Below are 15,407 nucleotides of genomic sequence, written 5' to 3'. Positions count from 1 at the left end.
AAGCGTCTTGCCCCGCCCCAACTCGCCGTCTACAAATCGGCTTCGAGTGAAAACCGTCTCCACCATCGTCGGCCTCTTCGCCGGCCTTTTGCTTCTCATCTCCTCCGTCGCCATCTCGGTCGCCGGGGAGCCTTCTTCCTACCGGCGGATCGTATCGATCAATCTTTCCGCCGACGAACTGATCCTCCAATTGGCCGACCCCGACCAGATCGCCGCTCTTTCCCGACTGGCGTCCGACCCCGAGCTCTCCCGCCTGGCAGGTCGCGCCGCCCGTTTCCCCGCCACCGATGGATCGACCGAACAAATCCTCCGCCTCCGGCCCGACATCGTGTTCGCCAGCCAATACACCGCCCCGATCACCTCACGCCTCCTGCAACGGACCGGGGTCCGGGTCGTCCACCTGCCGGAAGCGACCACCCTCGCCGAATGCCGCGAACTGGTCCGGCAGGTCGCCGATATCCTCGGCGTGCCGGAACGGGGCGAATCGCTGATCCGCCAAATGGACGACACTCTCCAACGCATCTCGTCCGCCACCACCCCGGACAGGGCCCGGCCTACCGCCCTTTTGTATAGCCATGGCGGATACACCCGCGGGACGGAAACCCTCGGACACCAAATCCTCGAAGCGGCCGGGTTCGAAAACCACGCCACTTCGTTCGGGATCCAAACCGAAGGAGTCGTTCCCCTCGAAGCGCTCCTGCTTTCGCCGCCCGATTTCCTGATTTTGCTCTCTTATTATCCGGACAACCCGACCCTCGGCGCCCAACTGGTCCGCCATCCGGCTCTCCGCCACCTCCCGGAACAGGTCCGGACCCTGCAAATTCCCCTCGCTTGGACCCTCACCGGCAACAACCTGATCGCCCAAACAATCGAACACCTTTGGCAACAACGGGAGCTCGCCTTCGCCCCCGACTCCCCCGCCCACCCACCACGCCATCCGTGAACGACGCCCCGTCCGATTTCCGCCGCCAATTGACGCTGCCGCTCCTCCTCGGCGTGGCGGTCGTCGCCACCGCGATCCTTTCCCTGACGATCGGCACCGTCTGGCTCTCCCCGCCCGAAGTCCTCCGCTGGCTGTTCGCGGGCGAAGAACCGATGGGAATCGCGGTCCGCGAACTCCGGTTGCCCCGCACCTTGCTGGCCCTGTTGATCGGGGCCGGCCTCGGGCTCGTCGGCGCCGCCCTCCAAGGTTACACCCGCAACCCCCTCGCCGACTCCGGCCTGCTCGGCATTAACGGCGGGGCCGCCCTCGGAGCCGTCGTGGTTTTTTATTCCGGGATCGCCCCGGTCACCGGTTTCGCCCTGGCGGTTCCGGCCGGGGGACTCGCGGGGGCCGCCGCCGCCACCCTCCTGATCGCCTGGCTCGCCGGACGGGTCCGCAGTATCCAAACTTTGATTTTGGCGGGGGTCGCGGTTTCCGCGTTGACCGCCGCCCTCACCTCCCTGGTGTTGAATTTTTCCCCCAATCCGTTCGCCGCCCATGAGATCGTCTTCTGGCTGATGGGATCGGTGGCCGACCGGAGTTGGGATCACCTGGCGTTCGCCACTCCGCTGATGTTGGTCGGAGCCGGACTAATCCTCGCCTGCGGCCGAAGCCTCCAGGCGTTGACCCTCGGGGACGAAACCGCCGCCAGCCTCGGCGTCTCGCTGACCCGACTCCGGTGGATGTTGATCCTCGGTTGCGCCCTGATCGTCGGACCGGCCACGGCGGCCGCCGGAGCGATCGGGTTCGTCGGTTTGGTCGTTCCGCACGTGTTGCGTCCCCTGGTGCGCCACGACCCGGCCCGGTTGTTGATCGCCTCGGCCCTCGGCGGAGCGTTGTTGTTACTCTGGGCCGACATCTTCGTCCGCCTGCTGCCGGTCGAGCAGGAACTCAAACTCGGAGTCGTCACTTCGCTCATCGGCGCTCCGTTCTTCTTTTGGCTCATTTTCCGTCTCCGACGAATGTATCCGTGAAACAATGACTACCGACACGAATACGAACCCACTGTTCGAGGCGACCGGCCTTCAAGTGACGCTCGGGTCGCGCCGAGTGCTCGATTCCGTAAACGTCTCGTTCCGCCGCGGGGAATTATTCGGCATCATCGGAGCCAACGGATCGGGCAAATCGACCTGCCTGCGAGCGATGTTGGAATTGATCCGGCGCGACGCCGGGGCGATCCGTTTCGACGGAACCCCGATCGAAAGTCACTCCATCCGGGAGCGGGCGCGACGGATCGCTTATCTCCCGCAAAACGCCGATTGCCTTTGGCCGATGACCGCCGAACGGGTAGTCATGCTCGGACGCCTTCCGTTTCTCTCCGCCTGGAGCGCCCCCGGCACGGAAGACCGGGCCGCGGTCAAACGAGCGCTTGCCTCCGTCGATGTCGCGGAAGTGGCCGCCCGGCCGGTCACCGAACTCTCGGGCGGCGAACGTTCCCGGGTCTTGCTCGCCCGGGCCCTGGCCGGGGACCCGGAACTACTCTTCGCCGACGAACCATCCAGCGGCCTCGATCCGTTCCACGAACTGCAAATGATGGAATTGTTCCGCGAACACGTCCATTCCCGGGGCATGACGGTGGTGGTGGTTTTGCACAATCTCCCCCTCGCCTCCCGATTCTGCGACCGCCTCCTTCTGTTCGACCAAGGCCGCGTCGCCGCCGTCGGCGAACCCGCCCAGGTGCTCCGTCCCGAAAACCTCGCCCGCGCCTACCAAGTGGAAGCGCAGATCCTCGACATCGCCGGCGACCGCGCCGTCGTCCCCTGGCGACGGTTGCGGAGGTGACCATGCAACTGAGCGGTCCCCCGGCCTTCTCAAGAGGAAAACTTTTTCACGCCAATCCCCTCTTATGCGGGTCGCAGTGCTAAATCGGAGGGTTGGCTTCCAGCCGACCTTCTTTTGAAACGACGCCGACGGCGGACGGCAGGATGCCATCCCTCCCAGTGGAGAGGAAGTTTCATTCCATGTCGTTCCCCGGGCGCAGCCCAAATTACGAAAACGCTCGGCGACACACTCGCTCGCCAATCAAACGCCCGATTTCCATCCCCTCCCCGATCATCTTGCTTACCCGAATCTTGACCTAAAACAAAATTTGACCACTCCCGGGCAATTGATGCGGCGCGGCGCCAATTCAGCTGTGGCAGAATGCCGCCATGTGCCAAAACAAACTAACCGATACTAGTGTCTCACCCGACGGGAGGACGGCGACCCGTTACCGTTGTTGCGGGCAATGCGCCCGCGAAACCGCCCCTAAAGCCGTTCCCCAGAAATCCCATCGCCGGAGCCGACCGATTCGGACCGTCAACGCCGCGCCCCCGCTCCACGTAACCAGGACCTGAACCAACATGTTTTCCCGCGTCATCATCGCCACCGATTTGTCGGAGGCTTCCGACCAAATCGTGGTCAATCTGGGAGGACTCGTTCCGCTCGGCACGCGGGAAATCATCCTGGCCCATGCAATGGACCTTCCTCCCCAGCACATTTCCGCGCCCGGCTTCGATTACAATGAAGCCTTGCGCAACGATTTGAGCCGACGGGCCGAGGCACGGTTGGCCAAACTGCGCGATACCGTCGCCGCCCAGGGATTCGAAGCGAGCGCCCGGATCGTTTACGGCAAACCGTCGGCCGCGATCGAAGCCCTCGCCCGTCAAACCGGAGCTTCATTGGTCATTGCCGGATCGCGGGGTGCCTCCCTGGCCCGGAACATCGTCCTCGGCGAAAGCGCGCTCGACATCCTTCACCATTCCCATGTGCCGGTCTTGCTCAAGCGGTTGGTCAAAACCGACCCCGACGGCGAGCCGCAATACAATCTGGTCTGCCGCGATTTTTCCACGTGGCTCCTTTATGGCGCCGATTTCTCGGCCCAAGCCGATTTCGCCTTCCAGTTCCTGCTCCAGATCGTGAGCTACTGCGGCAGCGCCGTCACCATCCTCCATGTCGGAGAACACGGTCGGTCGGCGTCGGATCCGGAGGCCGCCGTTCGACTTTCCGCGATGAAAACCGCCCTGGAAAACGCCGGAGCCCGCGAGGTCGTCATTCAATTGGGCGAAGGCGACGTCGCCGATCGAATCACCGAAACCACCGAGGCCGCCGCGATTTCCCTCGTCGTGCTCGGCGCCCGCGGCCACGATTCGTCCAAAGAATCGGTGCTCGGCAGCACCAGTCGGGAGGTCGCCCGCCGGGCGCGCGTACCGGTCCTGATCATCCCGCCCGCCACCTGCGTCTTCCCGGCGGCTTCCCGCCCAATCACCGCAGCGGCCCGACCCATCGGCGCCCAAAACCTCGAAGCCCCATCCAGCTGATTTTCCATGAACGTCCTTTTACTGACAGCCTTCGTCGGCTTCGTCCTCGCCACCCTGTTTGTCCTGCTCTTCCTCTACCAAGTCGATAGCCGCAGGTTCAGCAGCAATGAGCGGGAATCCTTGATGCCGCTCCAAGACGAACAATCCCGACCCGCAAATTCCGAACATGAATCCAACGCAAAGTAATCCTTCCCTCGCCAATCCAATGGCGTTCGAAACACCGGTCCAGGAGCCGCCGAAGAATCTTCCGCTCGTCGAAGAAACGAAGGTCGATCGCGCCCATCCGCCCCAGGCGCCGCGCCCGGGACGGATCACCATCGAGTTCAACGACACGGTCGTCCGCTACTTCATGATCGCCTCGGTCTTCTGGGCGCTCGTCGGGATGGCGGTCGGGGTCCTGATCGCCATCCAACTGGCGTTCTGGCCGGCCAATTTCGAAACTTCGTGGCTGTCGTTCGGCCGCCTGCGTCCGTTGCACACCAACGCGGTGATCTTCGCTTTCGTCGGCAACATGATTTTCGCCGGGGTCTATCACTCCACCCAACGGTTGGTCAAAGCCCGGCTCGCCTCCAATTTCCTCACGTGGTTCCACTTTTGGGGTTGGCAATCGATCATCGTCGCCGCCGTCGTCACCCTGCCGCTCGGCTACAGCCGGAGCAAGGAATACGCGGAACTGATCTGGCCGATCGACATCATGGTCGTCCTGGTCTGGCTCGCTTTCGCCTTCAATTTTTTCCTCACCCTGGCCCGCCGCAACGAGCGGTCGCTCTACGTGGCTATCTGGTTCTACATCGCCACCATCATCACGGTGGCCGTCCTTTACGTGGTCAACAACCTCCAGATCCCAACCGGGCTGCTCCACGCCTACCCGGTCTTCGGCGGAGTCCAGGACGCCTTGATCCAATGGTGGTACGGTCACAACGCCGTGGCCTTCTTCCTCACCACCCCGATCCTCGGGATCATGTATTACTACCTGCCGAAGGCGGCCAACCGTCCGGTCTATTCCTACCGGTTGTCGATCATCCACTTCTGGTCGCTGGTCTTCATCTACATCTGGGCCGGCCCCCACCACTTGCTTTACACTTCTCTGCCGGGCTGGCTCCAATCACTCGGGATGCTCTTCAGCGTGATGCTCTGGGCTCCCTCCTGGGGCGGTATGCTCAACGGTCTCCTCACCTTGCGCGGCGCCTGGCACAAGGTCCGGACCGATCCGGTGCTCAAGTTCATGGTGGCGGCGGTCACGTTCTACGGAATGGCCACCTTCGAGGGACCGCTCCTTTCGATCAAAACCATTAACGCCTTGTCGCACTACACCGATTGGACCATCGGCCACGTCCATAGCGCGGCCCTCGGCTGGAACGGTTTCATGGCGGCCGGCATGTTCTACTGGTTGGCCCCCCGTCTCTGGAACACCAAACTCCACTCGACGCCAATGGCCAACTGGCACTTCTGGCTCGGCTTGGTCGGGATTCTCTTCTACACCGCCGCCATGTGGGTCTCCGGCATCACCCAGGGGATGATGCTGCTGGCCACCACCGACGGCGGCAACTCCCTCGCCTATCCGAATTTCGTCGAATCCCTCGCGGCAATTATACCGATGTATTACCTGCGGATCATCGGTGGCGCCCTCTACCTGACCGGCTTCTTCCTCTTCGCCTACAACCTCTACAAAACCATCCGAAGCGGCCGCGCCGTCAACGGAGTCGTCGAGGTCGCCAAGATCGAAAAAGACGCCACCCAGGACCTGAGCGTCGCCCGAGCCTTCTGGAACGCCCCGGTCCTCTACACCTTCCTCCTCCTCATGCTCGCCGCCGGCTGGGCCTTCGGCGGCGACATCACCATGATCGTCTCTCTGGTCCTGCTGATCATTGTCTCGATCGGACTGATCATCCACTTCCAGTCCAAGGGCAAGGAATGGGGCAAATGGTACGACCGCCTGCACGCCAACAGCCTGCCGTTCACCGTCCTGACCCTGGTCGCGGTCCTGATCGGCGGCATCGTTGAAATCGTTCCGATGGTCACCATGAAACGCTCCGGCCCGATCGAAGGGGTGCAACAGGAACTCTACTCGCCGCTCGAATTGGCCGGCCGCGACATCTACGTCCGCGAGGGTTGCTACAACTGCCACTCGCAGTCGGTCCGCCCCTTCCATGCCGAGGTGCTTCGTTACGGCGACTTCTCTCGAATGGGGGACTTCATCTACGATTATCCGTTCCAATGGGGTTCCAAGCGGACCGGTCCCGACCTTCACCGGGTCGGCGGAAAGTATCCGGACGTCTGGCACTTCCACCACATGATGGACGCCCGCTCGACTTCGCCCGGCTCCAACATGCCCAACTATCCGTGGCTCTTCGAACGGCAAACCGACTTTGCCTCGCTCCCGTCGAAACTCCGGGTGATGCGGATTCTCGGGGTCCCCTACAGTCAGGAAATGATCGACAACGCGGTCGCGCTCGCCGAACGGCAAGCCGAGGAAATCGTGGCGAATCTCGCCCGCTCCGGCGAAACCGCCCACGCCGACACCGAGATCATCGCGTTGATCGCCTACCTGCAAAAACTCGGCAAATCCCAGGTCGTCGACGAGGAGACCACCACTCCCTGACACCCGACACCTGACAACCGACAAACACTAGAACGCCATGTGGTCCCGCATCAGTTATACGGAATTCCAGCTTCTTTTTCCGGTCATCGGCTTCTTCATCTTCGCGGCGGTGTTCACCGGCGCGGTGATCCGGGTGGCCCTGATGAAAAAGAATAACGTGAACCATCTCTCCTCACTGCCGTTGGAGGATGACCAATTCCAAAGCGCCAAACCGAACCGCCATGAATCGTAACGACGAAAAACCGGAAAAGTCCCACGACGAGGATTCCGACGAAATCATGCGCGAGCATGTCTACGACGGCATCCAGGAATACGACAAGAAACTGCCGAACTGGTGGTTGATGACCTTCTACGGGGCCATCGTGTTTTCCATCGGCTACTGGTTCTACTTCCACATTGCCGAGGTCGGACGGACTCCCGAACAACGGCTCGCGATTTCCCAAGCGCGGGCCGCCGCCTACGCCGCCAACGCCGGAGGCGGCGGGTTCTCCGCCGAACGGTTGATCGCGATGAGTCTCGAGGACGAGGTCCTCGAACGGGCCAAAAGAAGCTACGCCACCAATTGCGCCGCCTGCCACGGAATCAACGCCGAAGGCGGGATCGGACCGAGCCTCAACGATGGCGAATGGCTCCATGGCGGCATGCCGATGGAAGTGCTCGCTTCGATCCGCGACGGCATTCCCGCCCGAGGAATGCCGGGCTGGAGCTCCTCCCTCGGCTCGACCGGCACCGCCGAACTGACCGCCTTCCTGCTCAGTCTAAATCCGTCGCCCGGGAACGGAGCGGCCCCCGCCGCGGAAACCGCCGAAGAATCCCTTTGAGATGAGCGCGCCTTCGCTGGAATCAGTCACGACCATCTCCGCGGACGGGTCGAGGCAGTTCCTCCACCCGACGGCGCCCCGCGGACGGCTCAACCGGTGGCGGACGGTCGTATTCGGATTGTTGATCCTCGTCTACGTCCTGCCGCCATGGATACCGATCAACGGCGCTCCCGCCATTTTCCTGAATGTGGCGGAGCGCCAGTTCCATCTCTTCGGACTGACCTTCGTCGCGGAAGATGTCTGGCTGATCTTCTTCCTCATCACCGGACTCGGCTTCGGCCTCTTCTACGTCGCGGCCCTGTTCGGACGAGTCTGGTGCGGATGGGCCTGTCCCCAGACGGTCTGGCTCGACGGCATCTACCGCCGGATCGAACGCTGGGTCGAGGGCGACCCCAACCGTCGCCGCAAACTCGACGCCGCACTGTGGACCCGCGAGAAGATCTTCCGCCGCTCGGTGAAACACGGGCTCTACATCGCGGTCTCGTTATTGATCTCGCACATCTTCATTTCCTACTTCGTCTCGATTCCCGGACTCTACGCCATGGTGCAGGCGGCCCCGGTCGAGAACTGGACCGTTTTCCTCTGGGTGTTCGTGATGTCCGGGATCCTCTATTTCAACTTCGCCTGGTTTCGCGAACAGCTTTGCATCGTGATCTGCCCCTACGGCAGATTGCAATCGTCGCTGATCGACGACGACTCGATCGTCGTCGGATACGACGCCAACCGGGGCGAACCGCGGGGGAAGGTCAATACCGCCGGAGCCGGGGACTGCGTCGACTGCCTCCGCTGCGTGAACGTCTGCCCGACCGGCATCGACATCCGGCAAGGGCTGCAAATGGAGTGTATCGGCTGCACCGCCTGCATCGACGAATGCAATGATGTGATGACCCGGATCAAGCGTCCGACCGGCCTGATCCGCCACGCCTCGATGAACGCCCTCGCCGGGGGAAAGACCCGTTTCATCCGGCCGCGCACGCTGGTTTACAGCCTGCTGATGTTGATCGGTGCCTCGGTTTTCTTCTTGTCTCTCTCCCGCCTGGAGCCGTTCACCGCCTCGGTCATCCGCTTTCCGGGCGCACCGTATTACCAGGAAGAAGGCTTGCTCCGCAACCACTTTCAAGTGCGCATCGCGAACAAACGAAACGAAACCACCACCTTCCGGATCACCGTGCACAACGGCGCCGACGGCATCGAGTGGTCACCCGCCAGCGACGCCATCGAACTCGATCCGCTGGCGGAACGGGTCGTCCCCCTTTTCATCACCCTCCCGCGCGACCAACACGGCGGTGGTCAAATGAAACTCAACATCGTCATCGAAGAATCGACCCGCGAACGCCAGATCACCCGACCGGTCTCGTTCCTCGGTCCCAATACCTGATTATATGAAAGCCATCATCGAACACATCGCCAACAAACCGTGGATCCTGATCATCGCCGGCTTCTGCCTGCTCATCAGCGTCTGGACCGTTTTCTTCACCCTCGCCGCCCACAACCAGCCGATCCGCCTCTTGTGAACGGGCTCACGGAACACACCCCACCGCTCTGGCGAGCGGTCCCCCCCTCTCTAGAGGGGGATCCACGGAAGTTCCCCTCTGGAGACCCCCTCTCCAGAGGGGATCCACGGAAGTTCCCCTCTGGAGAGGGGGGGGACCATGCGCAAGCATGGTGGGGTGTGTCCCCCTTTCCATCGCGAAATCCAGACTCCAATAATCGTCTATCAGCTATCGTCTATCGTCTATCGCCTATTCCCCCATGGACCTTTCCGCCGTCAACACTCCACTCGCCGGCTTCGTAGCCGGACTCGTGACCAGCATCCACTGCATCGGGATGTGCGGGCCGTTGGCGTGCGCGATGTTGCCCCGGAAGGAAAACGGCGGGTCGGCCCAGACCTCCATCGCCCTCTACCACGGCTCCCGCGTCCTCTCCTACAGCGCGATCGGTTTGCTGGCCGGGGCGATCGGAGCCACGGTAGCGGGGCTCTTCTCCCTCGGCCTGACCAAGGCCCTTCCCTGGGCCTTCGTCGCCCTCTTCCTCGTCTTCATCTTCGGATGGGAGAAGCGGATTCCGCGAATCCCTTACTTTTCCGCCCTCTTCTTCCGACTCCGGATGCGCGCTGCCCAAATGAAGCGCCCGGTCCTCGCCATGCTGCTCGGCACCTTCACTCCCTTTCTGCCATGCGCCCCATTGTATTTGCTCTTTGGAGTCGCCCTCCTCTCCGGATCCGCCGTCGCCGGCGGACAGATGATGGCCGCCTTCGCGATCGGCACCGCCGCCCCGATGTGGCTCCTCCAGAGCCAATTCCTCCGCTGGCAAGCCCGCTTCGGTCCCGTCGGCATCCGCCGCATGCAACAAACCTTAGCCGTCGTATCCATTCTTCTGATCAGCTGGCGCGCCCTCAGCGTCGGCGAGGCTCCCTCCTCCGCCGAACTCCCCCTCCCGGCCTGCTGCCTCCCGTGACCGTCCCCCTTCATCATTCATAATTCCTAATTCATAATTTCTCTTCCCATGTCCGAGTGCCGCCATTGCCACCTTCCGTTCCAGCCGACCCCCCAGCGTCCGGAGTTCTGCTGTTCCGGTTGCCAATTCGTGTTTCGTTTGATCAACGAAAACGGCTTGGACAAATACTACGAATTGCAGGAGGGCCAGGCCCAGCCGGTCAAACCGACCGTCTTCCAGCCGCGCGACTACGAATGGCTCCGCCGGGCCTGCGCGGAGGCCGAGGAACGTTCCGACAGCCCGAGCCTCGCCCTCGACCTCCAAGGCATTTCCTGCATCGGTTGCGTCTGGCTGATCGAACAACTTTTCGACCGCCACGACGGCGCCCTCGCCATCCAGATCAACTCGGCCCTTGGCCAGATGTGCATCCGTTGGGTCAAGGGCCAGTTCGACGCGGTCGCCTTCGCCCGGGAGGTCCAGTCGTTCGGCTACCTGGTCGCTCCGGCGGCGAAACGGGCCAACAAGGAGAGCCAGTCGCTGGTGCTGAAAATGGGAATCACCGCCGCCCTGGCGATGAACTGCATGTTGTTCACCGTTCCGTTTTATTTCGGAATGGATTCAACTTTTGAATACGCCGCCCAGTTCGCTTTCATGATCTTCTTCTTCGCCACCGCCAGCGTGGTGGTGGGCGGTTCCTATTTCATCCGGCGCAGCATTTTGGCCCTCCGGAGGGGGATCATCCATATCGATCTCCCAATCGCCTTGGGCATCGTGCTCGCCTACGCAGGTTCCATCTACGCCTGGCGGCAGGGCGACCACAGCTTCCTCTACTTCGATTTCGTCTCGATGTTCACCTTCCTGATGTTGGTCGGACGGTGGACGCAACAGCTCGCCATCGAGAAAAACCGCAATTACCTCCTCGGGCTGCGCGACCAACAACAGGAGGTGAATGTGATCGTCTCCAAGCCGGGCAATCCGATCGAAGAAAAGAAACTTCCGATCACCGAGATCTGTCCCGGGATGCGCTACAGCGTCAAATCCGGCCAATACGTCCCGGTCCGGTCCGAGCTTGACTCCAGCGAGGCCACCTTCGGGCTCGAATGGATCAACGGCGAAAGCGACGCCCACGAATCGCGCCGGGGGAATTCCGTGTTGGCCGGAGCGATCAACCTCGGCGGCGCGCCGATCGAGCTGGTGGCCCGCCAGCATTGGAGGGACTCCTTGCTCGCCTCCCTGCTCTCCCATCAACCGAAGGAGAGTCCGCGCTATTTTCTTCTCGAACGAATCATCAAAATTTACCTCGCCGTCGTCATCGCCATCGCGATCGCCGGCTGGAGCACGTGGTCTCTCGTCACCGGCAATCCGTTGATGGCCCTCCAGGTGTTGATCTCGGTGCTGGTGGTTTCCTGCCCCTGCGCGATCGGGGTCGCCTGGCCGTTGGCCGACGAGATGGCGGTCTCCTCCCTGCGGCAACGCGGCGTTTTCGTCCGCGACAACGGCATCTGGCACCGTCTCGCCCGGGTCCGGAAGATCATCTTCGACAAGACCGGCACGCTCACCTTGGAAAACCTCGCGTTGAACAATCCGGAAGTTCTCCGGACGCTCGATCCGGCCACCGGGGAGATGCTTCTGCATCTGGTAGAAAGCAATCTGCATCCGGTCAGCCGATGCATCCGCGAATATTTGCTGGCGGAAGGCATGGACCGCAAATCGCCGGAAATCGCCGCGATTCCGGTCCGGGAAGTCGTCGGTTGCGGCTTGGAAGCGGAAACCGAAGCCGGCGTCTGGCGTCTCGGACGCTCGGGTTGGAGCCGGAGTCCCGGTCCGGCGGATTCCCCTTCGATCGACGGGGAAGGACACGATTGCGAGCTCACCTTGAACGGCCGCCCGGTCGCCTCATTTTCCATCGGGGAAGAGGTCCGCGCCGACGCCGTGGAGGAGATCGCCGCTTGGCAGGCCCGGGGATTTGAGGTTTACATCCTCAGCGGCGACCGCCAGGAGAAGGTCGATCGGATGGGGCGCCGACTCGGTCTTCCGGCGAACCATTGCCTCGGGGAAATGTCCCCGGCCGGCAAGGCCGATTGGGTTCGGGAAATCGACCGGGAGGACACGTTGATGATCGGCGACGGCGCCAACGACAGCTTGGCCTTCGACCTCTCCTGGTGCCGCGGCACCCCGGCAGTGAACCGGGGGATTTTGGAGCAAAAAGCCGATTTTTATTTCCTCGGACGGGGTTTGAGCGGAATTCGCAACCTGTTCGAAACGACGCAAAACCGCGGCAAAACGCTCCGCCGAGTGTTTTCGTTCACCATCACTTACAACCTGGCCGCGATCAGTCTCTGTCTCGTCGGATTGATGAACCCGCTGGTGGCGGCGATCATCATGCCGATGAGTTCGGTGGTCTCGATCAGCTCCGTGATCGTACAAACCAAGATCCGCGAACGACGTTCCGCCCCCGTGCGCGCCATCCGTCCCCCGCTCGCCGCACCCCCGAGGCTCGCGATCGAACGAAGTTGAGCAAAAACCGCGGCTCACATGGATGGTAGCTATCGGATCGTCTCCCTCATCAAATCTTGTCCTTGCCCGGACAAGATTTGGTTATAGCTGATCGAGCCGACCGTTTCCGTTTGCAGGACGGCTCCACCCGAATATATTTTTGGCTTTTGTTCCAAAAATAACGAACGACCTAACTAAACTGACATGAAAATCCGAAATCTCATTTCCAATACACTCGCGATGACGGCCGCCATAATGTTTTTCGCCGCATGCGGCGGAGACACTCAAACAGAGGTCCAACAACGAGCGGCGGACCAGGAAACGGTCCCGGCAGCCACCGAGGGCGAGCCGATCGTCATCACCGGTAACGACCAAATGCGTTTCAGCCCGACTCTGTTCACGGTGCAAGCCGGTGCCGAAGTGGAAATCCTTTTCCGCAACATCGGTCGGATGCCGAAGGAAACCATGGGACACAACCTCGTTTTCCTCGCCAAAGGAGCAAACCACACCCAATTCGCGATGGCGTCGATGCCCCACCGCGACAACGAATACGTCGCCCCCGATTGGGAAGACCGCGTCATCGCCTACACCGCGGTTCTCGGACCGGGCGAAGAAGAAACGTTGACGTTCACCGCTCCGGAGGAACCGGGCGATTATATGTTCGTTTGCTCGTTTCCCGGACACACCCCTGCGGGAATGACCGGGATCATGCGAGTGGAATAAGAAAAATCCGATTTCGTTTAAAAACCGGGCCTTCACCCAACATTCGGCAGGACTTTTCGCCCTGATCGAATATAGTGGGTGAAGGCCTTTTTTTAACAAACGAAGGGAGCGGTGAGTCATGAAAGCGATTTTAGTCCCCATTGATTTTTCCGACGTCACCGCCCGGGTGATGAAGACCACCTTGAGCTTTGCCAAGGACTTGGCCGCGAAGGTTTTCCTCCTCTACGTCGTGCCTCCGCCGATCGTCCTGGCGGGTTACGATCTATCCGCCGACCACATCCCCGATCATTTGCTCCGGGAACAAGAGGAGGCCAAACGCCGACTTACGGCGTGCTGCGACGAATTGAAAGCCGAAGGCATCCACGCCACCGCCCTCACGGTGCAAGGCCCCCCCGTCGAATCGATCCTGCTGATCGCCCGGGAGCGAGAGGCCGACCTTTTGATCATCGGCTCCCACGGCCACGGCGCCTTCTACGAGTTCATCGTCGGAAGCACCGCCCGGGGCGTCCTCCGGGAATTCCCCGGCCCCGTCGTCGTCGTCCCCTGCCGCTCGGCCCAACGCGAGCAACGGGCCGCCTCGTAGGCTGGCGCATGGTCCCCCCTCTCACGAGCGCACGGCGGAGCGCCACCGTAGTCGGGTTGGCTCCGCCGCCCGACCGCACGCAGCGGCCATGGACGACCCGAACGGCGACGATCTTCCGCGTCGACGGCGGGGTTGTCGATCCGGGTTTTCGAACTTCGTGGAAAATGGGGCGGCAGAGCCAACCCCACTACTCACACACCCCACCTTGCTCGCACATGGTCCCCCTCCCAATAGGGGATCGGCATACAGGAACTTCCCCTCTTGAGAGCGGTGGGGTGTGTCGCAGTGCGGATTCAGAACCCGCGGCGGGCGACCGCCAACCGAATCAATTCCTCGTAGCGCGTCGCCGTCCGGGTCCACGAAAAGGTGACGGGGGATATCCCGCTCCGTTTCGGTTTCCGATTGAGGACGCTCTCCACCGCCGCCGCGATTTCGTGCGGTTCGCGGCTCCCGACCAAACGCCCGCGTTCCTCACGATCAATCACTTCGGATATTCCTCCGACATCGGTCGCCACCACCGGAAGGCCGCAGGAGAGAGCTTCCAAAACCACGTTGGGCAAACCTTCATTGTGACTGGTCAACAACAGACAATCGGCAGCCTGCATGTAACGCGCCACCCGGGCCGAAGTTTGCCGTCCGGCGAGAACAACCCGGTCCTCCGTCTCCCAATGGCGAACGGTTGCCCGGACTTCCCGCTCCATCGGCCCGCCTCCGACCATCACCAGAAACCGGGACTTGCGGGGAGCCTTTTTCGTCCACTCCGCATGGGCGGCGACCGTCAACAGCGGATTCTTCACCGCATAGAAATTGCCGACGAACAACACGATTTCCGCGTCGGGGGGCAACCCAAGTTCCTCCCGGGCCGCCGTCCGGTCGCCCGGTTTGAAAACGGCACCATCGACCCCGTTATAAACCGTGTGCAACCGTTCGCTTGGGACGCCCGCCCTTTCCAACCGTCGCCCAAGGTCCCCGCTGCGGGCAATGACCGCCTCCGCCCGACTCAACCCTTCGACGATCAACCGTCGGCGGACCGGCATCTCAAGATAGGAATGCACGTCGGTCCCTTGGACGATCGACACAAAAGGGGTTACCATGCGCCGGGCGATGCGCGCCACCGCCCACGTATCGGGATAGGCCCAAGAGCAAAGAATGACTTCGAAAGGAAACTCCCGGCGAACCGCCTCCACCGCAGGCCCCAAGCCTCGGGCAAAGAGCCGGTGGTTCACCCGGCTGCCGACCTTGGGAATGTAACGAACCGGCGGATACGTCGGTCGAAAGGACTCGTCCTCCAGCCGCGGTACCCTCGTTTTCGCCGCTCCCGGCAACGGAAGGGTCGGTCGGGGGGAAATCACCCGGATGTCGAAAGCCTGCGAGAGGTGTCGCAGCACGATGGCATTGTCGAGTCCGCGATAGGGCTCGGAACGGTCCGGAAAAAGATTGGAGATGAAAAGGAGGCGCATGGGCT

General features: G+C 62.0%; 15 protein-coding genes. 14 read left to right on the top strand and 1 reads right to left on the bottom strand.

Annotated features, from left to right (window positions below; translation table 11 throughout):
- The first annotated feature begins 46 nt into the window (after nt 1–46).
- The 14 genes from ACWUI2_RS12855 (at nt 47) to ACWUI2_RS12790 (ending at nt 13,942) form a co-directional block, all read left to right on the top strand.
- Nucleotides 47–943, top strand: a complete 897-nt coding sequence (locus tag ACWUI2_RS12855; RefSeq protein ID WP_486983253.1) for an ABC transporter substrate-binding protein — start codon at nt 47–49, stop codon at nt 941–943.
- Nucleotides 940–1,956 (top strand): FecCD family ABC transporter permease, encoded by a 1,017-nt coding sequence (locus ACWUI2_RS12850; protein WP_486983252.1) that lies wholly within the window; start codon nt 940–942, stop codon nt 1,954–1,956. Before ACWUI2_RS12855 ends, ACWUI2_RS12850 begins: the two co-directional genes overlap by 4 nt.
- A 4-nt stretch (nt 1,957–1,960) precedes the next feature.
- On the top strand, nt 1,961–2,764 hold the full coding sequence (locus ACWUI2_RS12845; protein WP_486983251.1) for an ABC transporter ATP-binding protein: 804 nt from the start codon (nt 1,961–1,963) through the stop codon (nt 2,762–2,764).
- A gap of 560 nt (nt 2,765–3,324) precedes the next feature.
- On the top strand, nt 3,325–4,281 hold the full coding sequence (locus ACWUI2_RS12840) for a universal stress protein (protein ID WP_486983250.1): 957 nt from the start codon (nt 3,325–3,327) through the stop codon (nt 4,279–4,281).
- A gap of 6 nt (nt 4,282–4,287) precedes the next feature.
- On the top strand, nt 4,288–4,467 hold the full coding sequence (locus ACWUI2_RS12835; protein ID WP_486983249.1) for a cytochrome oxidase: 180 nt from the start codon (nt 4,288–4,290) through the stop codon (nt 4,465–4,467).
- Complete coding sequence (gene ccoN / locus ACWUI2_RS12830; protein WP_486983248.1) at nt 4,448–6,883, top strand: cytochrome-c oxidase, cbb3-type subunit I; 2,436 nt, start codon at nt 4,448–4,450, stop codon at nt 6,881–6,883. Before ACWUI2_RS12835 ends, ccoN begins: the two co-directional genes overlap by 20 nt.
- Nucleotides 6,884–6,920: 37 nt before the next feature.
- On the top strand, nt 6,921–7,115 hold the full coding sequence (locus ACWUI2_RS12825; RefSeq protein ID WP_486983247.1) for a hypothetical protein: 195 nt from the start codon (nt 6,921–6,923) through the stop codon (nt 7,113–7,115).
- Entirely contained in the window at nt 7,105–7,704 is a 600-nt protein-coding gene (locus tag ACWUI2_RS12820) for a cbb3-type cytochrome c oxidase N-terminal domain-containing protein (RefSeq protein WP_486983246.1), read from the top strand. The genes ACWUI2_RS12825 and ACWUI2_RS12820 overlap by 11 nt, the downstream gene beginning before the upstream one ends.
- A 1-nt stretch (nt 7,705) precedes the next feature.
- A complete protein-coding gene (ccoG, locus tag ACWUI2_RS12815; protein WP_486983245.1) occupies nt 7,706–9,082 on the top strand; it encodes a cytochrome c oxidase accessory protein CcoG in 1,377 nt (458 codons plus the stop codon).
- Nucleotides 9,083–9,086: 4 nt separating this feature from the next.
- Complete coding sequence (locus ACWUI2_RS12810) at nt 9,087–9,218, top strand: hypothetical protein (RefSeq protein ID WP_486983244.1); 132 nt, start codon at nt 9,087–9,089, stop codon at nt 9,216–9,218.
- A gap of 238 nt (nt 9,219–9,456) precedes the next feature.
- The gene (locus ACWUI2_RS12805) at nt 9,457–10,161 is read left to right on the top strand and encodes a sulfite exporter TauE/SafE family protein (protein ID WP_486983243.1); all 705 of its coding nucleotides are present in this window, start codon (nt 9,457–9,459) and stop codon (nt 10,159–10,161) included.
- A gap of 48 nt (nt 10,162–10,209) precedes the next feature.
- A complete protein-coding gene (locus tag ACWUI2_RS12800; protein ID WP_486983242.1) occupies nt 10,210–12,657 on the top strand; it encodes a heavy metal translocating P-type ATPase metal-binding domain-containing protein in 2,448 nt (815 codons plus the stop codon).
- A 183-nt stretch (nt 12,658–12,840) separates the two neighbouring features.
- Nucleotides 12,841–13,359, top strand: a complete 519-nt coding sequence (locus tag ACWUI2_RS12795) for a plastocyanin/azurin family copper-binding protein (RefSeq protein WP_486983241.1) — start codon at nt 12,841–12,843, stop codon at nt 13,357–13,359.
- Between the two features lie 118 nt (nt 13,360–13,477).
- Nucleotides 13,478–13,942 carry a universal stress protein gene (locus tag ACWUI2_RS12790; protein WP_486983240.1) on the top strand — a complete coding sequence of 155 codons (465 nt, stop codon included), beginning with the start codon at nt 13,478–13,480 and terminating at the stop codon, nt 13,940–13,942.
- A 293-nt stretch (nt 13,943–14,235) separates the two neighbouring features.
- Here ACWUI2_RS12790 and ACWUI2_RS12785 read toward each other — a convergent pair whose 3' ends face one another.
- Nucleotides 14,236–15,402 carry a glycosyltransferase gene (locus ACWUI2_RS12785; protein ID WP_486983239.1) on the bottom strand — a complete coding sequence of 389 codons (1,167 nt, stop codon included), beginning with the start codon at nt 15,400–15,402 and terminating at the stop codon, nt 14,236–14,238.
- Nucleotides 15,403–15,407 lie beyond the last annotated feature (5 nt).

The sequence above is a fragment of the Verruconatronum alginivorum genome, assembly GCF_056590205.1.
The sequence above is the reverse complement of the archived record's forward strand: the minus strand, read 5'-3'. Positions and strand labels throughout refer to the sequence as shown.

Excerpts from the sequence above, each read along its gene's own strand:
- ACWUI2_RS12805 (WP_486983243.1), top strand. The coding sequence starts at position 9,457 with ATGGACCTTTCCGCCGTCAACACTCCACTCGCCGGCTTCGTAGCCGGA.
- ccoN (WP_486983248.1), top strand. The coding sequence starts at position 4,448 with ATGAATCCAACGCAAAGTAATCCTTCCCTCGCCAATCCAATGGCGTTC.
- ACWUI2_RS12835 (WP_486983249.1), top strand. The coding sequence starts at position 4,288 with ATGAACGTCCTTTTACTGACAGCCTTCGTCGGCTTCGTCCTCGCCACC.
- ACWUI2_RS12790 (WP_486983240.1), top strand. The coding sequence starts at position 13,478 with ATGAAAGCGATTTTAGTCCCCATTGATTTTTCCGACGTCACCGCCCGG.
- ACWUI2_RS12785 (WP_486983239.1), bottom strand. The coding sequence starts at position 15,402 with ATGCGCCTCCTTTTCATCTCCAATCTTTTTCCGGACCGTTCCGAGCCC.
- ACWUI2_RS12845 (WP_486983251.1), top strand. The coding sequence starts at position 1,961 with ATGACTACCGACACGAATACGAACCCACTGTTCGAGGCGACCGGCCTT.
- ACWUI2_RS12840 (WP_486983250.1), top strand. The coding sequence starts at position 3,325 with ATGTTTTCCCGCGTCATCATCGCCACCGATTTGTCGGAGGCTTCCGAC.
- ACWUI2_RS12825 (WP_486983247.1), top strand. The coding sequence starts at position 6,921 with ATGTGGTCCCGCATCAGTTATACGGAATTCCAGCTTCTTTTTCCGGTC.
- ACWUI2_RS12800 (WP_486983242.1), top strand. The coding sequence starts at position 10,210 with ATGTCCGAGTGCCGCCATTGCCACCTTCCGTTCCAGCCGACCCCCCAG.
- ACWUI2_RS12820 (WP_486983246.1), top strand. The coding sequence starts at position 7,105 with ATGAATCGTAACGACGAAAAACCGGAAAAGTCCCACGACGAGGATTCC.
- ccoG (WP_486983245.1), top strand. The coding sequence starts at position 7,706 with ATGAGCGCGCCTTCGCTGGAATCAGTCACGACCATCTCCGCGGACGGG.
- ACWUI2_RS12795 (WP_486983241.1), top strand. The coding sequence starts at position 12,841 with ATGAAAATCCGAAATCTCATTTCCAATACACTCGCGATGACGGCCGCC.
- ACWUI2_RS12810 (WP_486983244.1), top strand. The coding sequence starts at position 9,087 with ATGAAAGCCATCATCGAACACATCGCCAACAAACCGTGGATCCTGATC.